This is a genomic window from Sphingobacterium sp. UME9, from assembly GCF_014170215.1.
Lineage (GTDB): Bacteria > Bacteroidota > Bacteroidia > Sphingobacteriales > Sphingobacteriaceae > Sphingobacterium > Sphingobacterium paramultivorum.
The window spans coordinates 84,341-109,289 of the sequence record NZ_LZZP01000011.1 but is presented as its reverse complement, the minus strand read 5'-3'; the positions used below and the strand labels follow the sequence as shown (position 1 = coordinate 109,289).

Here is a 24,949-nt window from a genome sequence, read left to right as displayed (position 1 = left end):
GCGTGCTGCTTAATATTAATTTTAACCAACACTAAAATATGATTAAAAATTGCTTATTGCAAATGCGCAATGGATATATTGTGCATTTTAGATTCATTATCCGGATGAAACTAGCCTTAATTATGACTACGTGTGCTGTTATGAATGTTTCGGCAAATGTATTTTCCCAACAAAAAGTATCCTTGGATGTCCAAAAAACAAAACTGAGCAAGGTACTTAAAATGATCGAAGAGCAAAGTGATTACTACTTTGTCTATAATTCGACGAATGAAAATTTAAATAAAGAGGTGTCAGTCAATGCAAATAATACCAAGGTATTGGATGTGTTGGCTAAGCTTTTTAATAAAAGTGGATTGGTTTATTCCGTTTCTAAGGAGGGGCTTGTGGTTGTCAGTCAACAGCAGCAGGTGGCTGTCGCAGGTGTCGTCACTGACGATAAAGGCAATCCCTTAGCTGGTGCTACGGTACGTGTTAAGGGAACCGCGGTGGGACGTGCAACAGATATCAATGGACGCTTTATGATCGATGCGGCAACAGGAAACACCTTAATTATTTCTTTTGCGGGTTACACTTCGCAAGAAGTGGCCGTAACCAAAGAGGGTGATCTGAAAATTGTTTTATTGGAAGATAATCGGATGCTCAATGAGGTTGTTGTGACGGCATTGGGTATGAAGAAAGAGAAGCGCTCATTGGGGTATTCTGTTACGCAGGTTGCCGGTGAATCGCTAACCACAGCCCGTGAAAATAATGTGATGAATTCACTCGTAGGAAAGGTGGCCGGGTTGGATATCAGTTCTACTTCTGGCGGTGCCGGAGCTGCGTCCAATGTGACCATCCGCGGGGTATCGAGTTTGAACCAGACAAATCAACCATTATACGTAATTAATGGTATTCCTATGGAAAGTAAGCCGGTAGGTATCGGAAATGCCAATTCCAAAGGAAACTCAGGGAGCCAATGGGATAATGCACCCGATCTTGGCGATGCAATCGGCAATATCAACCCAGACGATATTGAAAGTATTTCAGTACTGAAAGGTGCTGCCGCATCTGCATTATATGGTTCAAGAGCCAAGGCAGGGGTTATCCTTATTACAACAAAATCAGGAAAAGGCAATTCGATCGATTTTAATAGTAACCTTGTTGCCGAGCAAATTATAGACAACACGAATTGGCAAACAGTCTATGGTCAGGGGGCAAACGGTGAGAAGCCAACGACCCAAGCAGGCGCAGCCCAAGTGGGAGGTTCAAGCTGGGGAGCTAAATTAGATGGAACGCCAGTCGTACAATTTGATGGAGCTTCAAGACCTTATTCATTACAAAAGGGAAATTTAGATCGGTTTTACCGCACTGGTTCGACATGGACTAATACATTAGCGTTAAATAAATCATTTGATGGTGGCTCTATTCGTCTGTCAGGAACAGATGTCAATAACAGGTCAGTTGTTCCAAATTCGGGACTGAAAAGACAGTCGTTCAATTTGGTCGGACTTTTTGAGCCACTTAAAGGATTGACGATCGATGCACGCTATAATATGATTCTGGAGCAGGTCAAAAATCGTCCAATGGTTTCTGACGGTGCTGGAAATGCCAATTACAACGTCATGTTTTTGCCAACGAGCATCAATATAAACGATTTGAAGCCATGGAAAGATGACAATGGAAAAGAGATCCTCTATAATTCGGGTAATGTGTATGCAACCAACCCCTGGTTTGCAGCAAATGAGTTTATCAATAATACGAACCGGGATCGTTCGATCGCTTCCGTAACAGCAAAGTATACCATGGGTAATGGTTTGTTTGTTCAGGGTAGGGCAGGAAGAGATGGTTATACCGATCATTATAAGAATGTTGTTCCATCTGGAACCGGCTATTATGAGAATGGTAAAATTGCAGAGCAGGAAACTAAATTTGCAGATATTAATGCCGATGTTTTGGTCGGTAAGTCATTCACTTTCGGAGATTATAGCCTTACACCTAATCTTGGTGCGAGTTACCGAAATACTAAAATCAGACAGACGACCAATTTAGGTGCCGACTTCGCGATATTTGGTGTGTATAATATTTTGAACGCAAAAAATAAGTCGGTAGCGTATCTCGAAAGTGAATCGGAGACACAGTCTACTTATGGTACCTTAGAATTTGCTTATAAAGATATAGCCTATTTGACTGGTAGTTTACGCTCTGATTGGTTTTCTACCTTAGCTACACCTGGAGTAGATAATAAATTAAACTCTGTTTATCCCGCAATTTCAGGTTCATTTATCTTTTCAGAATATCTAAAACCATCATGGTTGAGCTTTGGAAAGTTGAGAGCAGGTTTTGCTCAGGTAGGACAGGCAACAGATCCTTATCAAACCTTGTTAACCTATAATTTTAGAAGTGAAGTACTCAACGGACAACCTTTAGGGGTTATTAACAATGTGAATATTCCGAACTCTTCCTTAAAAGCTTCTACAGCAACAGAGTTGGAAATCGGAACGGAGTTGCGTCTTTTTAATGATCGTGTAAATTTGGATCTAACATGGTATAACAAAAAGTCGAAAGATGAGATTTCCTTTATCACAACGCCTTCTGCTAGCGGTTATGCCGGTGCCGTACTTAATGCCGGTAAAATGCAAAATAAGGGATTTGAAGCATTGATTTCAGCCACAGTTGTCAAAACGGAAGATTTTAAATGGGTATCCTCATTGAATGGTTCTTACAACGACAATAAAGTGATTTCATTGGCTGAGGGAATGGACGAACAGACGGTAGCGACTTCGCGTTCGGGTGTAGGTTACTTAATGAATAAAGTTGGTATGCCTGCTTTCCAGATCATGGCTTTCGATTATAAATACGATAGTAATGGTGAGATCGTAAAATTGGCCGATGGTTCTCCTGACCGGGGTGAGTTAAAGTCCTATGGTTCGGCAATGAATAAATGGTTTGCTGGCTGGAATAATGAGTTTAGCTACAAAAGGTTCAATTTTTCTTTCTTGGTTGATGGAAAATGGGGTGGAAAGCTTTTCTCGGGAACAGATTACTACGGTTATATTTTTGGATTACATCAGGAAACTGTGGCTGATCGTGAAAGCTTGGGCAGAACAGCTTCTACCTATTATACCAATACGGCAAATAATGTATCTAAGATATTTGTAAACAGCGCTGATTTTGTAAAATTGAGACAGGTCGTTATGGGCTATACTTTCCCATCCAATCTATTTAATAACAAAGTTAAGTCGATTACAGTAAGTGCTGTAGCGCGCAATCTCTGGACGATCATGAAGAAAACAAATAACATAGATCCAGAGTCGAGCTATAATGCAACTTTCCCGGGCCTGGAGCTTGGAGGTGTACCAGCAGTACGTACTTACGGTGTTAATTTAAGTGTTAAATTCTAATTGCAAACAATCATGAAAAGATATATTAAACCGGTAGTTATTAGTTTAATGGCAGCGACATTATTTATGGAAAGTAGCTGTACAAAAGATTTTGATAAGATAAATACAGATCCAGTTGCTTATGGTAAAGAAAATTGGGATCCAAATTATACATTGAGCTCTGCACAATTATTTTATACAGGAAGTTTTGATTTTGCATACGATACATGGCGTGGAAATCTAATTTACTCGTCGACAATGATGCAGGGTTTATCGACTGTAGTTAGTTATTGGGCCGGCGATAAATATATGCTGAATGAAAGCTATACCGCGGCGTATTGGGGTACGGGTACAGTTGGGGCCTATATTGAGCAGGTTCGTAATATTGTGGATGTGGTTGAGTTTACAAAAGACAAACCAAAATATGCAAATCTGTACAATGTCGCACGTATTTGGAAAGCTTTAATTTTTGCTCGCTTAACTGATTTGTATGGTGATGTTCCCTATTCGGAGGCGGGACTGGGTTTTTATACCAAAGTTTATAAACCGAAGTATGATAAGCAGCAGGACATCTATAACGATTTGCTAAAGGAACTTGAAACGGCTACTGCAGCATTAAAGGACGATGGTGATAAAGTCACTGGTGATGTTATTTATAAAGGTGATATTGCGAAATGGCGTAAATTTGGCAATTCTCTGCTCTTACGAACAGCGATGCGTTTGGTTAAAGTAGACGAATCTAAAGCGAAGGAATATGTGCAGAAGGCTGTGGGTAAGACAATGGACAGTAATGCCGACAATGCATTTATTTTACATGATGAATCAGGATCTAGGGTTACTCAGAATAGAAATAGCCAGGTTTTATTGGGCGATGGTGGCCAAGAGAATTATTATGTAAAATGGTCTAAAACATTTATTGACTATCTAAAAAGCAATAATGATCCGAGGTTGCAAAAGGTTGCTGTTACAAAGCTATATTTATCAGAAAAGGACAAAACACAGAACGGGAGTTTTATCACAGATCCAACCAAGCAAAAGGGGATGCCGAATGGAAAAGATTTGGGATCAAATGCACAGTATAACATTAGTAGCGACCCAAGTTATACGACCTTTGCAGAATATTCTTCGCCCAATCCTAATATGATCAAGCGGACCGGTGCGACATTTATTTTGACCTATGGCGAATCCGAGTTGCTTTTGGCTGAGGCAGCCCAACGTTGGGGAATAGCTGGTAGTGCAAGCGATCATTATAAAAAAGGTGTGAAGGCAAGCATTACCTATCTGAATCAGTATGATGGTTCCTTGGCAATAAGTGATGCTGATGCTGAGACTTATTTGGCTGCGAATCCATATAATGCTGTTGATGCCCTAAAGCAGATCAATACCCAATACTGGGCACATACGATAACGATGATGGATTTTTATGAAACTTGGAGCAACTGGCGTAGAAGCGGCTATCCGGCGTTAACTCCGGTGAATTATCCAGGAAATGCTACTTCGGGGACTATTCCTAGAAGATTCCCTTATCCTTCTACTGAAGCGGCTATCAATGGCGAAAACTACAGAGCAGCTTCAGCCGCAGTACCTGGCGGAGATAAGTTGTCTGGTCGAGTTTGGTGGGATAAATAATTACAATGGTTTGTTTTTGATTGAGGCTGAACTTTCGTAGTTTGGCCTCTTTAAACCTTTTATAAAATATGATAAACCTAAAAAATCAATTGCTATTTGCGATTGCGATTTCCTGTCTTGTTTTTTCATGTAAAAATACTACCGAAAAGAAAGATGCGGATGCCGTAAAAGCCAAGTCCTTGACCGGTACCTATAAGCTTATTGAAAGCAAAACAATCAAAGGGAAAGATACGGTAACTGCTTTTACGGACACGAGCAAAACCGAAATGTTTAAAATGTTCAATGATGACCATTTTTCCTTTTTTAACCACGATAAGGAAAAAGGTAAAGGTAAAGAACCGCTGTTTGTCGCAGGCGGGGGCACCTATTCTTTTGATGGTGTCAACTATCAAGAAAGATTGCAATATTGTTCAATGCGCGATTGGGAAAGTAATAAGTTTGATTTTCAACTTACTTTAAAAGGAGATACATTGGTTCAGACCGGTGAGGAAAACTTACCTGAATTGGGAGTTAAACATACCATTGTGGAGACCTATCTAAAAGTTAAATAATCGATAATCTTATACCTGGAGTTTTAAAATCCTTATTAAGTTTATTTTATTAATGCAGACACTCAAGTTCATCCTTGAGTGTTTTTTGTTGAAAGGGGGCCCTTTAATGGGCTTTTGTGCATTTTTAGGATTATTTTAGAAAAAAAATAAAATTATATTGCAACATTTTCAGCAGAGCCCCGACTACATAGTAGAAACATAAGAATTAACAGTATTAATTTTAGAACGTGCAAAATCAGCTTAGCGATAAAGATTTATTAGCGATGTGCCAAACGGGCAATGAGTCTGGGTTTGCACAGCTCTATCATCGGTATGCAAAAAAGATTTTTAATTCTATTTATCGGATTTTGTCCAATCAGGAAGAAAGTGAAGATATTTTACAGGAAACCTTTGTTGACTTTTTTTCAAGATCAGATAAATGGCATTTAGTTCTCAGTGTGGAAGCCTGGTTGAGAAGGATGGGGGTGAATAAGGCAATCTCACTGTTACGGAAGAATAAGCAATATTTTACGCCGGTGGATGATTTGGAAATTAAGGATGATGGCGAAGACGAATTGCTGGAAAAAGAATGGCGTGAATGTCGTTTGACAGATTTAGAGCATGTGATCGATCAATTGACAGGCGTGCCTAAGATGGTTGTTAATCTCTACTTGTTTGAAAACATGAGCCATGATGAGGTTGCGGAAACATTGGGGATGACAGCGGTTGCTGTACGTAGTCAATATCACCGTGCTAAAAAGAAAATTTACGAAGAATTGAAGGAAAGGTATAATTATGCGGGATAATTTAAAAGATTTTGTAAACGCTAATCGGGAGGCATTTGATCAGAGAGAACCTTCGGCTGACTTATGGAATAAAATAAGACCACAAGTAGTTCCCCCTGTTCAGGAAAGAAAGATTAAGCCTTTATGGAAGTGGGCTAGTATTGCGGCAGCAGCATTGTTAGTTGGGACAGCAACTTTTATTGCTTTTAACCAACAACGAGAAATAGAAGTAGAAAAGCCTGTAGCTGCGGTACATTCTATTACTGTTCCGGAAAAAGAAGACAATGCAAAAGCAGTTGATGCTGAGGTGATGGGAATTGATACTGGAGGCCAAGAGACTTTAGCTCCTGTTAAGGCAATCGCCGGTATCGAAAGCAAAGGAAAACAATTGGCAAAAGTAAGCGTATTGGAAGCTGCTCATCGTGAAATGGAAGAGAAAATGGATTACGTTCAGATGCTTCAGGATTCGAGTTCCGCAAGCATGCGTTTAAGTGCTGTCTTGGCGATGAAAGATGGGGGTAAGTTAGATCGCAATAGTGTGGGAGCTTTGGAAAAGACAGCTGTGTCAGATCAAAGTAGTAATGTCCGCATGGCTGCAATCGAAACCATATTAAGTGGACTTAGCCCAGAAGAACGTCAGCAGAAAGTTCAGGACTTATTTGTGGAGCAAAATGATCCCACTTTACAAATGGAACTGATGCAAATGATGGCCCAACAGGAGGATCCGACGATGAAAGCAACAACAAAAGAAAAGTTAAATGAAATTGTGGAAGATCCATTTACCCTGAAATTTGTGAAGGAGCAAGCATATGCGGTATTATTAAATCAATAATAGGAAAATTAAGGTAGAAGTCAGATTGTGTAGGTTAATCTATGAAAAAGCTTAAAATGCATTATTTGACAAATAATGAAGACAAACTAAAACGAAATGAAAAAGATAAGGATAATGATGATTGGGGTCGCACTGATCTTTGCAAGCGCATTGCAGGCCCAGGTAAATGAAACTGTAGAAAGTGTGGCTGCACCAAAACCTCCTAATCCTCCTAAAAAGGCTAGAGCGGTTTCAGGGGTTGTTGTTAGTAATAGTAATAATTTTACATACAGTTCTGCCGGATTCGGCCGTGAAAAGGGACCAAAAAACTGGAAAGAAATTAAAGTGCCCAACTTGGGAAACAAGCTTTTACTAAAATTGGATAATGTTTATATTGAAGGTTATAAAGGGAAAGATGTGCTGATTACAGCCAAGGTGGAGGAAAGTGAAGAAAATGACCGCGCAAAAGGCCTACGTGTGATCAATGGCTCGGGATTATCGGATAATTCAGGACTTGGTATGAACATCAAAACAGAAGGTGGAGTGACTGAAATAAGTATGGTAGGGATGCCCCTAGAGGATTCTATTCGTATCAAGATACCAATGGATTTACCTGTGACGATCAAAGGAGGACGTGGGGCGATGTTTAATGCTGGCGTAATCGAATTGAAAGATATCCGGGCTGAGGTTGAAGTTGCTAGTACGATCGGTGACGTAAATTTATTGAATGTTACCGGGCCGATCAATGTAAAGGTTTCACAGGGAGATGTTACAGCCAAATTTGTTCAACCTGTCAAAGGACCGATTTCTTTAGTCGCTGCCATGGGCGCCGTAGATGTTGCCTTCCCAAAGAATTTCGGAGCTAATGTGGATGTAAAATCTGCTATGGGGAATATCTATGCCGCGGAGGAATTTCAATTCGAAAAACCTGCCGAGGAAGCCAAATCAACTCCTATGGGTAACGCCGTGAAAGGCAAAATGAATGGTGGTGGACAGGATGTTATTTTAAAAACATCCATGGGAGATATCTATATAAGAACACAGAAATAATAGATATAAGAACATAGAAATAATATATATTAGAACATAGAAATAATAAAAAAAATAGCCTGTTATAAACAACAGGCTATTTTTTTACTTCCATGCGAACGAGGTATTGATCATTCTCATCTTCATACAAAATTTGGACAACCCAACCCAGTTCGTGTGAAATTTTGATCAATAAATCCTGGTCTAAATAGAGCCATTTGAAAAGATTTCCTCGAGTCCCTTTGTACTCATACTGGTATTGAATTTCCCCAAAATAATGCGCTGGTTTTTTGATGTTGTAATCTTTGTACAAATAACTGATGTCTGAAGAGTCAAAAATCAGTTGGCCATTTTTAGTCAGTAACTCTTTACTATGCTGTAATAGTTTTCGAAAACCATCTACGTCACCGGCAAGACCTATTCCGTTCATTAAAAGCAATAGCGTATCATATTTTTGGCCTTCGAATTTAAAGAAATCTTCGCAGATAATATGTTGTACCCCGCGTTGTTGCATAATATGACAAGCGGTTTGCGAGAGTTCCAGTGCATCTACTTCAAAACCTTTTTCTTGTAGATACAGGCTATGGCTGCCAACTCCGGCTCCAACATCCAGTACACGTCCATCACATAAGGATAGGCCAATAAATTCCAGTTCAGGAAAATCATCGGGTTCCCGAAAGAAAATCTCGACGGGCATTTCATCTTGGTCGCCATAACTTGTATGGAGTATTAAAGGGAACTTTTCTTCTTGATGTACAAAGTAATCATCTAAGGCCTCACCGTATACATCTCTATGCATTGTCATCATCAATCATTAATACTTTTTTTGCAATATATATGGAGTCTTCATCTCCTGTATGTTTCATTGGTTCGTCAGATAGCTTAATGACTGGGGTCCATTGGTCATCTTCTGGTAACGCGTCAGTCATCTTAATGACGATATTCATGGGTTTGAGTCCCACATCATTGGTGAAATTGGTACCAACGCCAAAGGAATGCAAGATTTTCCCCTCACAGTAGCTCGCGATTCTTTCGACCTTCTCATAGTCTAGGCCATCCGAGAATATGATTGTCTTTGAGAGGGGATTGATTCCATTTTTCTTATAGTGTGCAATAACCTTATCTGTAAATTCAAGTGGGTCGCCGCTATCGTGACGGACTCCATCAAATAATTTGGTTAACTTTTTATCAAATTGCTGAAAGAAAACTTCTGTAGTATAGGTGTCCGACAGTGCTATTCCGAGGTCACCCCGGTAGACATCAGACCAATGTTCAAGGCCAAGTAGATTGGCCATTTTATAACCGTATTTGGCGGCGTGAAACATAAACCATTCATGGGCGTGTGTGCCAATTGGTTTCGTCTCATATTTCATTGCTAAATGTACATTGCTGGTCCCTATAAATGTTTTTTCGCCATATTGCTTCAGTGTGCGAACGACCATATCATGGACTTCATAAGAATGACGTCTGCGGGTGCCAAAATCAGCAATTGTGATATTGAGTTTTTTATATTTTTCGATTTTATCTTTGGCCGTGGCGATTACTTCTGCATCCGAGTCACGTTGTAAACCTTGGGATTCATAAAAAAGTTCACAGATGAGCGACATCAACGGAACCTCCCAAAGAATAGTACGGTACCAGTACCCTTCGATAATGACTTCAAGGTCGGGGCCATCCTGGAATATTTTGATCTCTTCGGGATCGTAGCGATAACCTTGAAGAAAGTCAAAATAGGTTGGGTCTATATAAGGACAAGTTCTGGCAAAAAAAGACTTTTCTGCTTTTGTTAACTTCAAATTAGCCATTTCATTGACGGCCTCCTTCAGGAGTACGTCAAAACCATCGGGAAATTTATGATGTCCCCGGTTAATAAAATGATAACGTGCCTTGGCCTTTGGAAACAACTTGACCACAGCATGCTGCATGGTGAATTTGTAAAAGTCATTATCTAATATAGAGGTAAATGAAGCCATCTTTATTGATCTGTTTTTTTGTTTGAAGCGGTAAATTTACTAATTAACGTGAAAATGTATGGATTGTTCATGATAAATATAAAAAGACATGTATATAAAAGGCGGGTAAAATTTTTTATTTTACCCGCCTCATTTGAATTATTATTTTATTCGGCTGTCATTATCTTGTTCTAGATCTTTCTGATCCTTGTGAAGAACGTCCAGAGCTACGTTCACCTGAGCTTTCTGAAGACCTTGATCTAGATACGGACGATGAATTGTCTGTATTTGATCTACTTCTTGTGTTTTCGTAGCTCCGATTTTGAGTTGGTTGTGCTACAGGTTGCGATACCGGTTGGCTCGAGCGGGTCCTGCTGCCAGCATCGTTATTTCCATTTTGGACAGGCTGCGATACTGGTTGGCTAGAACGTGTTCTGCTGCCATCATAATTTCCATTTCGTTGCGGTGTCGTTGTCGGTTGAACTACTCGTGGAGGCACAGTCTGATCATTGCTGTTCGCATTTGACCGCGAACGAGAATTATAATCTGTGTTTCTATTGTAGTCTGTACTTCTGCCGTTTACAACACCATTATTATCAACGGAGCCATTTTGTCTATCTCTACTGGTAGATGTAGGGTTGTTATTGTTTGAAGCATCCGATTGGCGACCTGATCGCGTTCTAAAATCATAGTTATTCGAATTAGGTTGTGTACCGTTCGTATTTCTATTTACAGTTCCATTGTCGCTGGTTCTCGTATTATTATTTGAACTACGGCTCGAGCCACCGCTGTTGGCATCATTACTAGACCTTACAGAAGCATTTCCACTGTTATCAATATATAACTCACGACTTCCTGATCTTGAGTCGATGTTGTCTCGATTGCCGATTACACGATTGGTTCGATCTGAAATCTCACTATTGTTATTTCGTGTTCGGGTAGAAGCATCTACGACATTTGTAGGACGTGCAGAAGATCTTGTATTACGGTCTACATTTGGACGGTACATACTGATTTCATTACTACGATTGCTGCTACTGCGGGCAGATCCAGGTCTATCGACATTTGCTATTCTATTAACCGTTACGCTTCTTCCTGTCGAACGTTCGATGTCAGATCTTCGCGGTCCACCAACATAATAGTTGTTGTTTATTATCGTTGTATTGTTGATAATGGTGGTTCTGTTATAGATATTATTGTAATTTCTTCGATTAACGTAATACCTATCCATGTCCCTATTCATAAAGTGATTGACTCCCACAAATGTCCAGAAGTTCATCGGAATATTAACGGATACATTGATACTCATGCCCGGACCCATTGGTGCCCAACCGTAGTAGTCGTTACTTTGACGCCAATTTACCCATGCTGGTCCCCATTCATAGTCAGGAACCCATCCCCAACCATAACGGTCATTGTAGTTCCAACGACCATAGTGAAATGGAGCCCAACCCCAGTCATAGTTGGATACCCAGGTATTACCATAGTCGGTCATTGTCCAATAACCATTGGTGGCATAAGGCTGGAAGTTCGGGCCAACGTCCGGAATCCAAACATAGCCATAATTGGGGTCATTAACCCATTGTCCGTAAGGGGAGAGTTGATCATAGAACATCTGGAACGAAACTCCAGCATTGTTATAATTGTTATAACCATTATATCCACCCCGTTGGGCCATTGAAGTCGCGCAACTTGAAAAAGAAGCGATACCTATAAAACCAAGTACCCAATATTTTATGTTGCCTAAATTTTTCATGACTGTAATATTTAAAAGTGTGACAAAACTCTATTGTATTGTCTTTGTTATTATGACAGCATAACGTATAAAATGGTTTAATCGGTACACTGGAAATCTGATTTTTTTTATATAAAAGTCAAATTGATGATCTTTTTACATAAACGACAATTTTAGATACATATTTTTTATTTACCTTTACCGCTCGAATTGCTACGTGTTTGTTCAGCATAAGACGTGTTTTATGACACATTAATTTGAAATAGACATCATTTAAATGGCTAAAAAACTTCAGACTTTTTTTCTAGAATTCGCAAACATTCACCGTTTTTTGCTACGGTTTTGGCGCGAATTGGTAACTCCACCATATGAATTTAAAGAAATTGTCCGCCAGTGCTATGAAATAGGCTACAAATCTTTGCCTTTGATCAGTTTAACGGGGTTTATTGTTGGATTTGTTTTTACAAAACAATCGCGTCCTTCTTTGGAAGAATTCGGGGCGACTTCGATGTTGCCTTCGCTTATTTCGATTGCTATTGTTCGTGCTCTTGCACCGCTGGTAACAGCTTTAATTGCTTCGGGTAAAGTGGGCTCGCAAATTGGTGCGGAACTAAGTTCGATGAATGTCACGGAGCAAATCGATGCCATGGAAGTTTCGGGAACTAATCCATATAAGTATCTTATTGTAAGTAGAATATTAGCTACAACTATTGGGATTCCTGTACTATGTTTTTATGTAGCGGGTATAGGTCTTTTAGGCGGTTACCTAAGTATGATGAGTAAAGACGACTTAAGCTTTTTGAGTTTTTTTACGCAGGTATTTGAGACGATAGCATTTAAGGATTTAGGAGCTATGGTTTTGCGTGCGGTTATATTTGGTTTTACTATTGGAGCTGTAAGTTGTTATTGCGGTTATTTTTCTTCAAAGGGGACTGAAGGTGTCGGTAAGGCAGCCAATGCCGCCGTTGTCGCTTCGATGTTCCTTGTATTTATTGAGGAAATAATTATTGTTCAAGTTTTATCGTTCTTTGGATAGTGAGCTATGGAAAAGATTAAATCAACCATCGACCATTCGAAGCCGGTCATTGAAATTAGGGATGTTAGCAAATCTTTCGGTGATAATCACGTTCTACGTGGTGTCAACTTGGATTTATATAAAGAAGAAAATCTCGTTGTGCTTGGGCGTTCTGGAACAGGGAAATCAGTGTTGATCAAATTGATTTCGGGCTTATTAAGACCTGATGAGGGGACGATCAATGTTTTGGGAGAGTCAGTTCTTGAATTAAATGATCGCGAACTGCGTGAATTACGCTTGAAAATAGGGTTTTCTTTTCAGAATAGTGCACTTTATGACAGTATGACTGTGCGCGAAAATTTGGAATTTCCATTGGTTCGAAATAAACGGAACTTAACACGTTCGGAGATCAACCAAGCTGTAGAAGAGGTTTTGGATGGAGTAGGGCTTTCGCAAGCTATCAATCAGATGCCATCGGAGTTGTCGGGTGGACAACGTAAGCGAATTGGTATTGCGCGCACACTGATTCTTAGACCTGAAATCATGATGTACGATGAACCAACAGCAGGACTAGATCCGATCACTTGTTTGGAGATTAATGGATTGATTAATGAGGTTCAGGAGAGGTATAAAACAGCATCAATTATTATTACGCATGATTTAGCTTGTGCGAAAGAAGTGGGAGACCGTATTGTGATGTTGTTGGATGGCAAGTTTGAAAGACAGGGGTCTTTTGAAGAGATTTTTGATACAGATGACGCACGTGTAAGAGCGTTTTATAATTATAATTTTATTCTATAATATACATGAGTAAGGCAGAAAATAAAAGAGCAATCATTGTCGGTATTTTTGTTTTTTTAGGCGTATTGATTCTTTTAGCGGGTATTTTTGTTTTGGGTAGCCAGCAAAAGAAATTTACTAGAAATATCGAAATTACGACTTCATTTCCCGATGTCGCTGGATTGAAAGTGGGAAGTAATGTGTGGTTTTCTGGGGTTAAGGTAGGGATCATTAAGAATATACATTTTAAAAGCGTGCAGGATGTTGAGGTGGTATTGACAATCGAGGAGAAATCTGCTGAATATATTCGTAAAGATGCTGTAACAAAATTGGGCTCGGACGGTTTGATTGGTAACAAGATTGTAGTGATTTCTGGGGGGTCGCAAAATGCGCCAACAGTGGAGACAGGTGATTTCTTGCGTTCGGCGAAGACTGCGGACATGGAAGCAATGATGGAAACATTGCAGGTAAATAATGAAAACTTAGCAAAGATTACTACTGACTTTGTAGAAATATCACGTGGATTGGCGGACGGAAAAGGAATGGTTGGAGCGATGTTGACCGATACTTCTATGGTTAATACATTGCGTGCTACGTTGTTGTCAATCAGTGCTGCAATGAATAATGCGAACAAAGCATCTGCTAATTTGGTTACCTTGACAAACTCTTTAAATAGCAATAAGGGCTTGATCCATGATTTAACGACTGATACTGCTATATTCTCTAACCTGCGTCAGTCTGCAGCGCAGTTGCAAGGAGTTTCTCAGACAGCAAATGCATTGATAAACAATTTGAATAATGCTTCAAGTCGATTGAATGATAAAGATAATGCGGTGGGTGTGTTATTGAATGACCCGGCATCGGCAAATCAAATTAAATCGGCAATCAATAATTTAAATTCGAGCACATCCAAACTGGACGAGAATATGGAAGCGCTACAACATAATTTCTTGTTGCGTGGTTTCTTTAAAAAGAAGATGAAGGAAGATGCGAAAAAAGCTGAGTTGCTTAAAGCGGACACTGCAAAATAAGTTGTGTTAAAAAAGAACATAAGGAAAGGCTGTACGCTTGCGTAGGGCCTTTTTTAATAAATAATAGCGTCATTATGGGATCCAACTCAACAGGTCTTAGCACTGTATAGCATTTGGATAACCCTTTTAGATTTGAAAGAAATGAATCACAGCGAAATAACCGATAAAGACGTCATTTACGAAGACAATCATCTCATAGCTATAAATAAGAAAGCCGGGGATATTGTGCAGGTGGATGAAACAGGAGACCTATCTTTAGAAGATATGGTGAAAGTATATTTGAAAAAGAAATATGATAAGCCAAATGAAGCATTTGTTGGTGTTATTCATCGATTAGATAGACCTGTTAGTGGTATGATTTTGTTCGCCAAAACAAGCAAGGCGCTAGAGCGAATGAATAAATTTTTTCAGGATAGACATGTGAAAAAGACCTATTTGGCAATAGTCAGACAGCGTCCGCGAAAAACTGAGGGGAAACTTATCAATTGGTTGGTTCGGAATAGACAAACAAGGGTAACAAAGGCCTTTCCACGCGAGGTGAAAGGCGGAAGTTATGCCGAGTTGGATTATACATTGGTGGGTGAGTTGAATGGATTCTATTTGCTGCGCGTAGAGCCTTTAACAGGTCGTACACATCAGATTCGTGCGCAACTTGCAGCGATGGGATGTCCTATTGTTGGTGATAATAAGTATGGATATCCAAGAGGTAGTTCTTTGGGCAGTATTTGTTTACATTCTCGTTCATTGGCCTTTACGCATCCAATAAAAAAGGATAAGATGGAATTGACCGCTTCTTTGCCGAAAGATGGCTTCTGGGATAAATTTGAATCTTTGGCACGCTAATCGTTAAAATTTCAGTACCTTTGTGTTATGAAATGGTTTAAATATTTACTCCTAATATTTACCTTAAGCTGCTCGGCTGTGTCTGTTTCGTACGGACAGTGTGCGATGTGTACATTGACCGCTGAGAATTCTACGAAGGAAGGAAATATGCAAGGAAGAGGTCTGAATGACGGTATTTTGTTTCTATTGGTAATACCTTATCTAGCTGCGGCGGGCCTTGGTTATTTATGGTATAAAAAATACCGTAAGAAGAACCCTGTAACAAAGAAATTTTTAAACGAAATAAAATAGATTCTTCATGCCCACATCCAAATTCCATGCAATGATACATTCCAAATGTCCGAAGTGTCATATTGGTAATGTATTTGTAGGAAAGGTATACAGTTTACACAAGCAGCATATGAATGATACTTGCCCTTATTGTGGTGTCAAGTACGAGGTTGAGCCGGGGTATTTCTATGCTGCCATGTATGTGAGTTATGCTTTGTCTGTCGCTGAGATTGTTACTGTATCTGTTGCGATCGCAATTTTGACCGGAAGCGAGTCTCCTTGGTCTTATCTGATTGGTCTAGCTGTAACTATTTTGGTCTTCGCACCTTTTAATTTTAGATATGCCCGTTTGATTTTACTTCATTTTTTAACGCCAAAAATCAGTTATGATCCGCGCTATAAATTGGCGGCAGAGATAGGTGAAAAGAATAATAAGAACCTTGAAGAAGATAGCAACGGTAGTAATGATCTAAAAAAATAAAAGAGCTCTTTGGAGCTCTTTTATTTTTTTAGATACTTCATGGTACTGTCGAAAAGGAACACCTTGTCTTTATATACTTCCGAAATGAGTTGTTGTAATGGGATTAGATGTACTTGCTGAAAATCTGCTATATGGTCTTCTGAAGGGAGTACAACCTGAATGCAGTAGGTCATACCTTCATGTGGAGACTGGAGCATTTCCAGAAAATGCACTTGAAATTTTTGGGATTGCACGATATGATCCTGAATCCATGAAACGACCTCTTGATGGATTGTTTCTTCTGCTATAACGGAGACATTGTATAAAAACATATGCAAAAATACGCTATTTTTTTGCTATAAAAAAGATTCTAAAGGACAGAACCGAGATAAGTTTGAATATTACATTTAATTACTATATCTTGTAAAAATAAGGTTGCATTTCATGCAATTCCGTATTTAATTGCAATATTTGGAATAAATGATAAGGATGTATTTGGGATTATGAGGATGAAATTTTGGATAGGTTTGTTTTTTTCTGCCATGATCATGTTGGGGTGTCGACGACATAGTGTTGATCTTATTCCAATAAATCAATTTTTTTCTACACCTGAAAAATCAAATTTTAAGATTTCTCCAAATGGTCGATTTATAGCTTACATTGGCTTGGATAATCATTGTAAAAATATCTATTTAATAGATTTGATCAATAAGGATAGTTCCAAACAGCTTACTTATCAAAATGATATTAATGTAAAATCCTTCGCTTGGAACAATGATTCAAAAATTTCCTTTTTGACGGAACAATCTTCGCAGGATAGTTTACGTTTATATGCTGTGGACATCAACACAGAGAAGATTTGGCCATTGATTAAACCGGTACGAGGTCGGTTTCGATGGATTCATGCTATGGCGACCGGAGGTGATAGTTTTATAGCGGGAATCAATGACCGAGATTCCTCATTTTTTGACCTTTATCGTATCTATTTAGACGGGAGGCCACGGGAATTGGTTTTACAGAATCCCGGAAATATGAGTTCCTGGGTTGTTTCCAATGATGGGCAGGTACGATTGGCTGTGGCCAACGATTCTGTACAGCAATCTGTGCTCTATAGAAGCTCAGAAAAAGAACCATTTAAAGAGATTATACGATGTGATGTGGAAAGTAGTTTTACTCCACTGGGTTATAAGGATAGTTCAAATGCCATCATTTATGCTTTATCTAATATAGACCGGGATAAACTAGCCTTGGTAAGTTATGATTTAGTAAATCAAAAAGAGCTGGGCGAGCTATATAGTCATAAAGATGTTGACGTGAGCCCTGGGGGGTATTTCACTGAACAGAATAAGCTGTTATTTGTCAATTATAGCACATCAAGACAGAACAGACATTTTTTTGATGAGGCTACCAAAAAGAAATATGATCAATTGTCGAAGCAGATTGATGGCTTTGAGTTTCAGGTATTGAACACTGATATTTCGGGGAATAAGGTCATTATTAAAACCTATACGGACGTAAATCCGGGCGGGATTTATTTTTATGATTTTTCGACACAAAAATTAACGAAGCTAACAGATAATAATTCCGATCTAAAGGACAAAGAACTTTCGCCAAATGAGTATATCACTTATACCGCGAGAGATGGTATTCAGATTTCGGGTTATTTAACTTATCCCATTCATTCCAATCGCAAAAATCTGCCTATGGTTGTATTGCCCCACGATGGACCTAACGGACGGGAGGTTTGGGGATTTGATAATGAAGCGCAGTTTTTGGCAAACAGGGGCTATTTGGTTTTTCAGATGAACTATAGAGGATCGACTGGTTTTGGTAAGAAGTTTTGGACTGCTGGATTTAAAGAGTGGGGAGGGAAGATTCAGGATGATATTACCGATGGAGTGAAATGGTTGATTAAAGAAGGAATTGCTGATCGGGAACGTGTCGCTATTGTAGGGAAAGGTTTCGGGGGCTATTCGGCGCTACACGCTGCTTGTTTTAATTCTGATCTTTATAAATGTGCCGTGTCTTATTCCGGTTATACCAATCTGTTCACTTACTTTAGAGATATACCACCATATTTTAAATCGTATGTACAGAAAATGTATCAAGTAGTTGGGAATCCGATTCGGGAGGCTGAGCTATTTAAAAATATTTCACCTGTATTTCATTCGGATAAAGTAAAGATACCGGTGTTATTGGTACAGGGAGGAAAGGATAGGTTTAGTTCGGTAACAGATGCAAATCAATTTGTACAGAAATTAAAGAATAATAATATTCCCGTACAATACATCCTAAAAGAGGACGAGGATAGAACTTTTAAACGGGACGAGAATGTCTTTGGTTACTATAATGAGTTGGAGCGGTTTTTGGCGAAATATCTTGTAGACTAAGGGCGGGAGATTATGAAAGCAGAGAAATATAGCTATCGAAAAAACTACGGATTATTGTTGATGTTTTTCATCGTGATTAGTGGTCTGTATATATTTGCCCTTTTTCTTTCGCGTAATTATACAGAATCGCATATTAAGAACGAATTTACCAATCGAAAATCGGAGATATTTGATCAAACCTTAGTCCCTTTCAATGATTTTTTTCAAAATAGAATTCCTGAAGTATCTTTTTATCAAGGTTTTTTGGATTCAGTCCAGGCGGGAAAATATGCCTATAGTATATTAAGTTCCTACCCATTCGTTAGAGAAATTGGTTTTTTTGATTTACAATTTAATAATGATCATAACTTGAACTATGGTTTTATTGTTAATAACCTTAGAATTCAACCGAAAACCATTACTTTTTTTACCGTTTCCAGGTCTGGCCTGAACAAAAATACGATTCGGGATCGTGGGCAGATGGGCTTGCATTCCGAAGAGATTAATAATATTGGTGTGAAGCTGGCAACTTATATCGATAAATTGCAACCGAATGCCAAGCTTTCTGATAAGGATATACTGAAGGTTTTTTATACCATAAGACCTGGACAGATTACCTATCTGAATATTCCAAGGGTCAACGACTTAATAGTCTATAAGTCCATTATGGAAGGTAATTTGGATCATACTGTCGGATATGAACAGGATATGTTCAATTTTCAGATTGATCCAATGTATCTGGAAGTAAAAAATAGTTATTCAAATCTTTATGAGAAAGTAGAAATAGTCCCACTGGTTGGTGCTCCGATCACGCCGGAAAATGACGAGATTTCAACGGAGATGCCGTTACCTGGAGCCTTAGCTGACTACAAACTTCTTTTTAGGTCGAGTAAGAGTTTTCTGTCAAAAGAGATAAATCGCAGTTTTTGGCCGGTATTGGGAGGGGTATCCCTGATTTATATTATTTTGATTGCAATATTATATTTAATTTATAGAAATTTAGAAATTAACGGAAGACTTTTTAAATTGCAGTACGATTTCATCAATAATCTTACCCACGAGTTTAAGACGCCTGTGAGTGTTATTAAAATTGCTGGAAATAATATTAAGAGTGCGCAGGTACTCTCTGATGAAGAACGGAAAATGTATGGAAATATATTAGATCAGGAGGCAGACCGATTAAATAACTTGATGAATAAGCTATTGTCTTTTAGTCAGATCGAAAATAAAACCATAAAATTAAATAAAGAAGAAGTTGATTTGGAGGAATTTACCGAAAATCTAGTAGCTTCGTCAAGAATAAAATATGCGGATTTCAAGATTAGCACAAAAATTGATGTAAGGACATCAATGCTTGCAGATCCGGTACTGTTAAGTAGTGTGTTTCAAAATATGATCGATAATGCCTATAAATATTCGAAAGCGGGGCATAAAATCTTAGATATTGCGATACAACAAAACAAGAAGAATTTTGTTATCACTTTTAAGGATGAAGGAATAGGTATTGAGAAGGCAGAGTTTAACAACATCTTCAAAAAGTTTTATAGAATAAAAAGTCAATATAATCAGCAAGGAAGTATCGGTTTGGGCTTGGCTTTCTGTAAAGAGATTACTGAATTTATAGGCGGTGATATTACAGTAAAAAGTCAATTGGGACATGGGACCACCTTTACCTTGGTATTTCCGGTTTAAAAAATAAATTTAAATATGAATAAAGACATCACTGTTGCTGTTATTGAAGATGATGAGAACTTACGGTTCTTGGTAAAACATCGATTGGAATCCGAAGGCTATCAGGTCATTCAAAGTGGAAATGGGAATGAAGCGGAAAGTTTGATCTTGGAAAAGAGACCCGATGTGGTTTTGTTGGATTGGATGCTTCCAGGAAAAGAAGGCAACGAAATCTGTGAAGATGTCCGTAAAGCCGGGTTTGAGAATATCATTATCATGATGACAGCGAAGTCTCAAGATGTGGACAAAATTGAAGCCTATAGCTTTGGTGTGACTGATTACATTAGCAAGCCATTCAATATGGATGTGCTTATTGCTATGATCGATAATAAGGTGAAATTTTTCTTGCCTAAGAACAGTCCCGAAGTATATAAATTTGGTCAGACGGAACATCATCCAAATATTCATTCCTTAATACGTGACGGAAGGAAAGTTGAGTTGACCATTTTGGAAAACCGAATTTTGCTTCATTTTTTACAAAACTTAGGCCGGGAGATTACACGCGAGGAGTTAATGGAGGTTGTCTGGGGTTATAGCTCAAATGTCAACACACGTACTTTGGATATGCATGTGGTTCGTTTAAGGAAAAAGATCGAAACAAATCCAGATAAGCCACATTATCTACAAACAGTTCGGGGGCTGGGGTATAAATTTGTTGATGAGGAAGAGATTTAATTTTATTTAACGGGTAAGAATTTGTTTTGTTGAAAACAATTATTATCTTCGTATAGATTCAAAGCAAGACCATGTTTCCTGACGAGGGAAATATGGTCTTGTTTCTTTTTTAAAAAGTAGAAAATAAGAAAAAAGATAAAATTATGGCAGAAGTAACTTATTTTACGGAAGAAGGATTGCGTAAGCTTAAAGAAGAATTGGCTTATCTGAAGACGGAAGGAAGGTCTAAAATTGCCAATGCTATTGCAGAGGCTAGAGACAAAGGAGATTTGTCAGAAAATGCAGAGTATGATGCTGCTAAAGAAGCTCAGGGGCTTCACGAAGCTAAAATTGCCAATTTGGAGAATACATTGGCGACAGCACGTTTAATTGATGAGTCCAAATTAGATACATCTAAAGTTTTGGCCTTATCGATTGTTAAGATCAAGAACAAAAAGAATGGTGCTGAAATGACTTATCAATTGGTGGCGGAGTCAGAAGCAGATTTAAAGTCGGGCAAGATTTCAGTTAAGTCTCCTATTGCCCAGGGTTTGTTGGGGAAATCGAAAGGTGATACAGCTGTTATTGAAGTTCCTGCTGGTAAAATTGAATTCGAGATTGTGGAGATTTCAAGATAATATATGTCGGTTATGTGCGGTACGCCATAACCGCACATCCACAAATTAACTTTATATTAAGAAGGTCGTGATATAGTAATCGCGACCTTTTTTGTTTATATTTGTTGGCAGTAGAAAAACAGGGTGTGATAAAATTTGCAGTTAAATTTTTAATTGCTAACATACCGAAGGCTTTGCATTTTAAAGTCTGTTGTTTGCTGATTATTGTTTAAAAGATTTATTCCAAGATTAGAATAATATGTCGACAATTTTTTCAAAAATCGTTGCTGGGGAGATCCCAGCTTACAAAGTTGCAGAAAGTAATGATTTTCTAGCTTTTTTGGATATCAGTCCATTGGCTAAGGGGCACGTTCTGGTGATCCCTAAGAAAGAAACAGATTACATTTTTGATATAGAGGATGATGAATATATGGCACTTTGGGTCTTTGCTAAGATTGTTGCTCAAGGTATTAAAAAGGTGATTCCTTGTGTAAAAGTCGGTGTAGCAGTAGTTGGCTTGGAGGTGGCTCATGCACATATACATCTGGTACCTATTAATAAAATTAGTGATTTAAATTTTGCTGGACCTAAATTGAGCTTGGCAGAGGACGAACTTCATGAAATTGCGACTACTATTCGCGAGTCTATCGTCGGCATAACTGCTCAAAATCAATAATTAGAAAAGATTATATTACACTTGATTTACGTTCGATTTTTAGAAGAATGCTATATTTGTACTTTGTTGTTTCAAATTTGTACAAGAATAAGCGTAGGATTTGTTCTAAAAAAGGAACGCAACATTGATTTTTACTAAAGGTTATGCATGAACTTTTGTTGTCATTTCAACAATTATTAAACCCTGAGGAGCTATTGAGCTCAGGAGGGTTTTATCTGGTTATCTTAATTGTATTTGCTGAGACGGGTCTATTTTTTGGATTTTTTCTACCTGGTGATTATTTATTATTTCTTGCAGGATTATTTTGTGCGCTAAATAAAATTGACGTTAATATTTACACGCTTTGTTTGGGGTTGTTTGTTGCTGGAGTATTAGGGAATTTTACAGGCTATTGGTTTGGTTATCGAGCGGGGCCGATGCTGTTTAAGCGAAAAGATAGTTTCATCTTTAAGCGAAAATATGTGGTCATGGCCGAAGAATTTTACCATAAATATGGTGGAACAGCTTTAATTATAGGAAGATTTGTGCCAATAGTTCGTACTTTTGCACCTATCTTCGCAGGTGTTGTAAAATTAGATTTTAAGAAGTTCGTTCTGTATAATGTCGCTGGGGCTGCCATTTGGGTACTTGTGTTGACCCTGTCTGGATATTTCCTTGGTATTGAGTTCCCTTGGATTATACATTATGTAGAATATGTTGTCGTTGGTATGATTGTTATTGCATTTTTACCAATTGCAATAACGTTGTTAAAAAAGCGTATAAAAGATAAAAGAAACAAACAAAATATACAGTAAATTAAAAAATGAGTAAACAAAACCCTTGGCACATGGTTTCTCCAGGTGAGAATGTTCCAAATGCCGTAAATGCTATCATTGAGATTACAAACGGATCCAAAGGAAAGTATGAATTAGACAAAGAAACTGGTTTGTTGCTTTTGGACAGAGTAATGAGTTCATCTGTCGTTTATCCTGCCAATTATGGTTTTATCCCACAGACTTATTGCGATGACAAAGATCCTTTGGATATTTTAGTCATTTGTTCAGTGGATATTTTACCATTAACATTGGTTGAAGCACAGGTTATTGGTGTAATGAATATGGTTGATGGTGGAGAACAAGATGATAAAATTATTGCGGTAGCTAAAAACGATCCGGTTTTTAATTACATTAAAGATATTGATCAGTTACCTCCGCATACAATGAAAGAGATTGTACAATTCTTTGAGAGTTACAAAGCACTTGAAAAGAAACATGTCATTGTTGAAGGTGTAAAGGGACGTGAAGAAGCACAAAGAATCTTGATCGAGGCTATCGAGTTGTACAAAAAAGAATTTGTTAACAAATAACCCCAAGCATGGCGCTCGATATATTTTGGACATTGTTTTTAGTATTGGCCAACGGCTTTTTTGTCGCGGCAGAATTTGCTATTGTAAAGGTCCGAGTCTCCCAAATTGAAGTTCAGGCAAAAACAGGTAGCAAAGTTGCTACAATAGCCAAAAGTATAACGGAGCATTTGGATGGTTATTTGGCCGCTACACAATTGGGTATTACACTTTCTTCACTTGCCTTAGGTTGGGTAGGAGAGGCTGTGATGACCCAAATTGTGCAGGGGGTACTAGGTTTTTTCGGTGTTGAATTGACAGGTACTATCGCGACCAATGCAGGACATGTATTGGCTTTTACGATTATTACTGTGTTACACATTGTGTTCGGAGAGCTCGCTCCTAAATCAATTGCGATTCAAAAACCTGTTGCAACAACAATGAAAATTGCGGTTCCACTGCAATTTTTCTACTTTATCTTTAGACCATTTATTTGGATTTTAAATGGTTTCGCTAATTTTCTGTTAAAGATTTTGGGATTTGAAGTTACCAAAGGGGAATCTGCTCACTCTTCTGAGGAGTTGCAATATCTTTTGGATAAAGGTAAAGAGTCTGGTGCTCTGGATATTTCTGAGCACGAGTTAATCAAAAATGTATTTGATTTTAACGAACGTATCGTTAAGAATATTATGGTACCCCGTACCAAAATTGTGGCTGTTGAGGTCACGGCTGATGCCTCTGAGCTGATAGAAACCATGACGGAAGAGGGGTACTCTCGTCTGCCGATTTATGAGGATAATATCGATCAAATCGTTGGTATTGTCCATACGAAAGATATTTTACCCCTATTAGCAAAAGGAAAAGAGGTTGTCATGAGAAATATCATGCGCAAGCCTTATTTCATTCCTGAAACGAAGAAGATCAATGATCTAATGGCTGAGTTCCAGCAAAAACGTCTACAGTTAGCGATTGTATTGGATGAATTTGGTGGGACTGCGGGTATGGTTACTCTTGAAGATATTGTTGAGGAACTTGTTGGTGAGATTCAAGATGAATACGATGAGGAAACTCCAGTTGTCGAACGTATCTCTGAAACGGAATATATGGTCGATGCAGGAGCTAGTATTCATGATGTGAATGAATTTCTCCCGATAGAATTACCAGAGAGTCAGGATTACGATACGATGTCGGGTCTGGTGAGCGAAATCTTTGATAAGATTCCTGAAGTCGGTGAGCGTAAAGAAGAATATGGCTACGTATTCACTATTATCCGGAAGGCTCAGCAGAACATAGAGTTTGTCAAATTGGAATTGGTCGAATCGGCCGATGATGATACAGAAGAATAAAACAAT

Annotated in this window: 24 protein-coding genes; 20 read left to right on the top strand and 4 right to left on the bottom strand. The window is 38.4% G+C overall.

Annotated features, from left to right (window positions below):
- Positions 1–38: 38 nt before the first annotated feature.
- The 6 genes from A9970_RS17380 (at position 39) to A9970_RS17355 (ending at position 8,164) form a co-directional block, all read left to right on the top strand.
- Complete coding sequence (locus A9970_RS17380) at positions 39–3,380, top strand: SusC/RagA family TonB-linked outer membrane protein (RefSeq protein WP_228280331.1); 3,342 nt, start codon at positions 39–41, stop codon at positions 3,378–3,380.
- Between the two features lie 12 nt (positions 3,381–3,392).
- Positions 3,393–4,988: a SusD/RagB family nutrient-binding outer membrane lipoprotein gene (locus tag A9970_RS17375; RefSeq protein WP_182983211.1), complete on the top strand. Its 1,596-nt coding sequence runs from the start codon at positions 3,393–3,395 to the stop codon at positions 4,986–4,988.
- A 68-nt stretch (positions 4,989–5,056) separates the two neighbouring features.
- Positions 5,057–5,539 carry a hypothetical protein gene (locus A9970_RS17370; RefSeq protein WP_201665265.1) on the top strand — a complete coding sequence of 161 codons (483 nt, stop codon included), beginning with the start codon at positions 5,057–5,059 and terminating at the stop codon, positions 5,537–5,539.
- Positions 5,540–5,766: 227 nt separating this feature from the next.
- The gene (locus A9970_RS17365; RefSeq protein WP_075991654.1) at positions 5,767–6,324 is read left to right on the top strand and encodes an RNA polymerase sigma factor; all 558 of its coding nucleotides are present in this window, start codon (positions 5,767–5,769) and stop codon (positions 6,322–6,324) included.
- Positions 6,314–7,135: a hypothetical protein gene (locus tag A9970_RS17360; RefSeq protein ID WP_182983210.1), complete on the top strand. Its 822-nt coding sequence runs from the start codon at positions 6,314–6,316 to the stop codon at positions 7,133–7,135. The genes A9970_RS17365 and A9970_RS17360 overlap by 11 nt, the downstream gene beginning before the upstream one ends.
- Positions 7,136–7,231: 96 nt before the next feature.
- Positions 7,232–8,164, top strand: coding sequence for a DUF4097 family beta strand repeat-containing protein (locus A9970_RS17355; protein WP_153845026.1), 933 nt, complete (start codon positions 7,232–7,234; stop codon positions 8,162–8,164).
- Positions 8,165–8,240: 76 nt separating this feature from the next.
- Here the strand turns inward: A9970_RS17355 and A9970_RS17350 are convergent, their stop codons facing one another.
- The 3 genes from A9970_RS17350 to A9970_RS17340 form a co-directional block, all read right to left on the bottom strand.
- Positions 8,241–8,951: a bifunctional 2-polyprenyl-6-hydroxyphenol methylase/3-demethylubiquinol 3-O-methyltransferase UbiG gene (locus A9970_RS17350; RefSeq protein WP_259655426.1), complete on the bottom strand. Its 711-nt coding sequence runs from the start codon at positions 8,949–8,951 to the stop codon at positions 8,241–8,243.
- Positions 8,935–10,116: a nicotinate phosphoribosyltransferase gene (gene pncB / locus A9970_RS17345; RefSeq protein WP_182983209.1), complete on the bottom strand. Its 1,182-nt coding sequence runs from the start codon at positions 10,114–10,116 to the stop codon at positions 8,935–8,937. The genes A9970_RS17350 and pncB overlap by 17 nt, the downstream gene beginning before the upstream one ends.
- 160 nt (positions 10,117–10,276) lie before the next feature.
- Positions 10,277–11,851, bottom strand: coding sequence for a DUF6600 domain-containing protein (locus A9970_RS17340; RefSeq protein ID WP_159729259.1), 1,575 nt, complete (start codon positions 11,849–11,851; stop codon positions 10,277–10,279).
- A gap of 256 nt (positions 11,852–12,107) precedes the next feature.
- Between A9970_RS17340 and A9970_RS17335 the strand changes: the two genes are divergently transcribed.
- The 6 genes from A9970_RS17335 to A9970_RS17310 all read left to right on the top strand — a co-directional run bounded on the left by A9970_RS17335 (position 12,108) and on the right by A9970_RS17310 (position 16,250).
- On the top strand, positions 12,108–12,866 hold the full coding sequence (locus A9970_RS17335) for an ABC transporter permease (protein ID WP_075991659.1): 759 nt from the start codon (positions 12,108–12,110) through the stop codon (positions 12,864–12,866).
- Between the two features lie 6 nt (positions 12,867–12,872).
- Positions 12,873–13,646 (top strand): ABC transporter ATP-binding protein, encoded by a 774-nt coding sequence (locus A9970_RS17330; RefSeq protein WP_046674221.1) that lies wholly within the window; start codon positions 12,873–12,875, stop codon positions 13,644–13,646.
- A gap of 5 nt (positions 13,647–13,651) precedes the next feature.
- A complete protein-coding gene (locus tag A9970_RS17325; RefSeq protein ID WP_153845023.1) occupies positions 13,652–14,656 on the top strand; it encodes an MlaD family protein in 1,005 nt (334 codons plus the stop codon).
- Between the two features lie 141 nt (positions 14,657–14,797).
- Positions 14,798–15,499: an RluA family pseudouridine synthase gene (locus tag A9970_RS17320; protein WP_153845022.1), complete on the top strand. Its 702-nt coding sequence runs from the start codon at positions 14,798–14,800 to the stop codon at positions 15,497–15,499.
- 27 nt (positions 15,500–15,526) lie between these two features.
- Positions 15,527–15,790: a hypothetical protein gene (locus tag A9970_RS17315; protein ID WP_153845021.1), complete on the top strand. Its 264-nt coding sequence runs from the start codon at positions 15,527–15,529 to the stop codon at positions 15,788–15,790.
- A gap of 109 nt (positions 15,791–15,899) precedes the next feature.
- Complete coding sequence (locus A9970_RS17310) at positions 15,900–16,250, top strand: DUF983 domain-containing protein (RefSeq protein WP_259655425.1); 351 nt, start codon at positions 15,900–15,902, stop codon at positions 16,248–16,250.
- A gap of 20 nt (positions 16,251–16,270) precedes the next feature.
- Here A9970_RS17310 and A9970_RS17305 read toward each other — a convergent pair whose 3' ends face one another.
- Complete coding sequence (locus tag A9970_RS17305; protein ID WP_153845020.1) at positions 16,271–16,561, bottom strand: DUF4286 family protein; 291 nt, start codon at positions 16,559–16,561, stop codon at positions 16,271–16,273.
- A 177-nt stretch (positions 16,562–16,738) separates the two neighbouring features.
- Between A9970_RS17305 and A9970_RS17300 the strand changes: the two genes are divergently transcribed.
- The 8 genes from A9970_RS17300 (at position 16,739) to A9970_RS17265 (ending at position 24,943) form a co-directional block, all read left to right on the top strand.
- The gene (locus A9970_RS17300; protein WP_182983208.1) at positions 16,739–18,619 is read left to right on the top strand and encodes a S9 family peptidase; all 1,881 of its coding nucleotides are present in this window, start codon (positions 16,739–16,741) and stop codon (positions 18,617–18,619) included.
- Positions 18,620–18,631: 12 nt separating this feature from the next.
- Positions 18,632–20,290, top strand: coding sequence for a sensor histidine kinase KdpD (locus A9970_RS17295; protein WP_153845018.1), 1,659 nt, complete (start codon positions 18,632–18,634; stop codon positions 20,288–20,290).
- Between the two features lie 15 nt (positions 20,291–20,305).
- Positions 20,306–21,004, top strand: coding sequence for a response regulator transcription factor (locus A9970_RS17290; protein ID WP_046674214.1), 699 nt, complete (start codon positions 20,306–20,308; stop codon positions 21,002–21,004).
- Positions 21,005–21,147: 143 nt separating this feature from the next.
- Positions 21,148–21,621, top strand: coding sequence for a transcription elongation factor GreA (gene greA / locus A9970_RS17285; RefSeq protein WP_046674213.1), 474 nt, complete (start codon positions 21,148–21,150; stop codon positions 21,619–21,621).
- A 238-nt stretch (positions 21,622–21,859) separates the two neighbouring features.
- Positions 21,860–22,276: an HIT family protein gene (locus tag A9970_RS17280; protein WP_153845017.1), complete on the top strand. Its 417-nt coding sequence runs from the start codon at positions 21,860–21,862 to the stop codon at positions 22,274–22,276.
- A gap of 143 nt (positions 22,277–22,419) precedes the next feature.
- Entirely contained in the window at positions 22,420–23,070 is a 651-nt protein-coding gene (locus A9970_RS17275; protein ID WP_046674211.1) for a DedA family protein, read from the top strand.
- A gap of 8 nt (positions 23,071–23,078) precedes the next feature.
- On the top strand, positions 23,079–23,621 hold the full coding sequence (locus tag A9970_RS17270) for an inorganic diphosphatase (protein ID WP_115047605.1): 543 nt from the start codon (positions 23,079–23,081) through the stop codon (positions 23,619–23,621).
- An 8-nt stretch (positions 23,622–23,629) separates the two neighbouring features.
- Positions 23,630–24,943: a hemolysin family protein gene (locus A9970_RS17265; RefSeq protein WP_070567307.1), complete on the top strand. Its 1,314-nt coding sequence runs from the start codon at positions 23,630–23,632 to the stop codon at positions 24,941–24,943.
- The last annotated feature ends 6 nt before the right edge of the window (positions 24,944–24,949 follow it).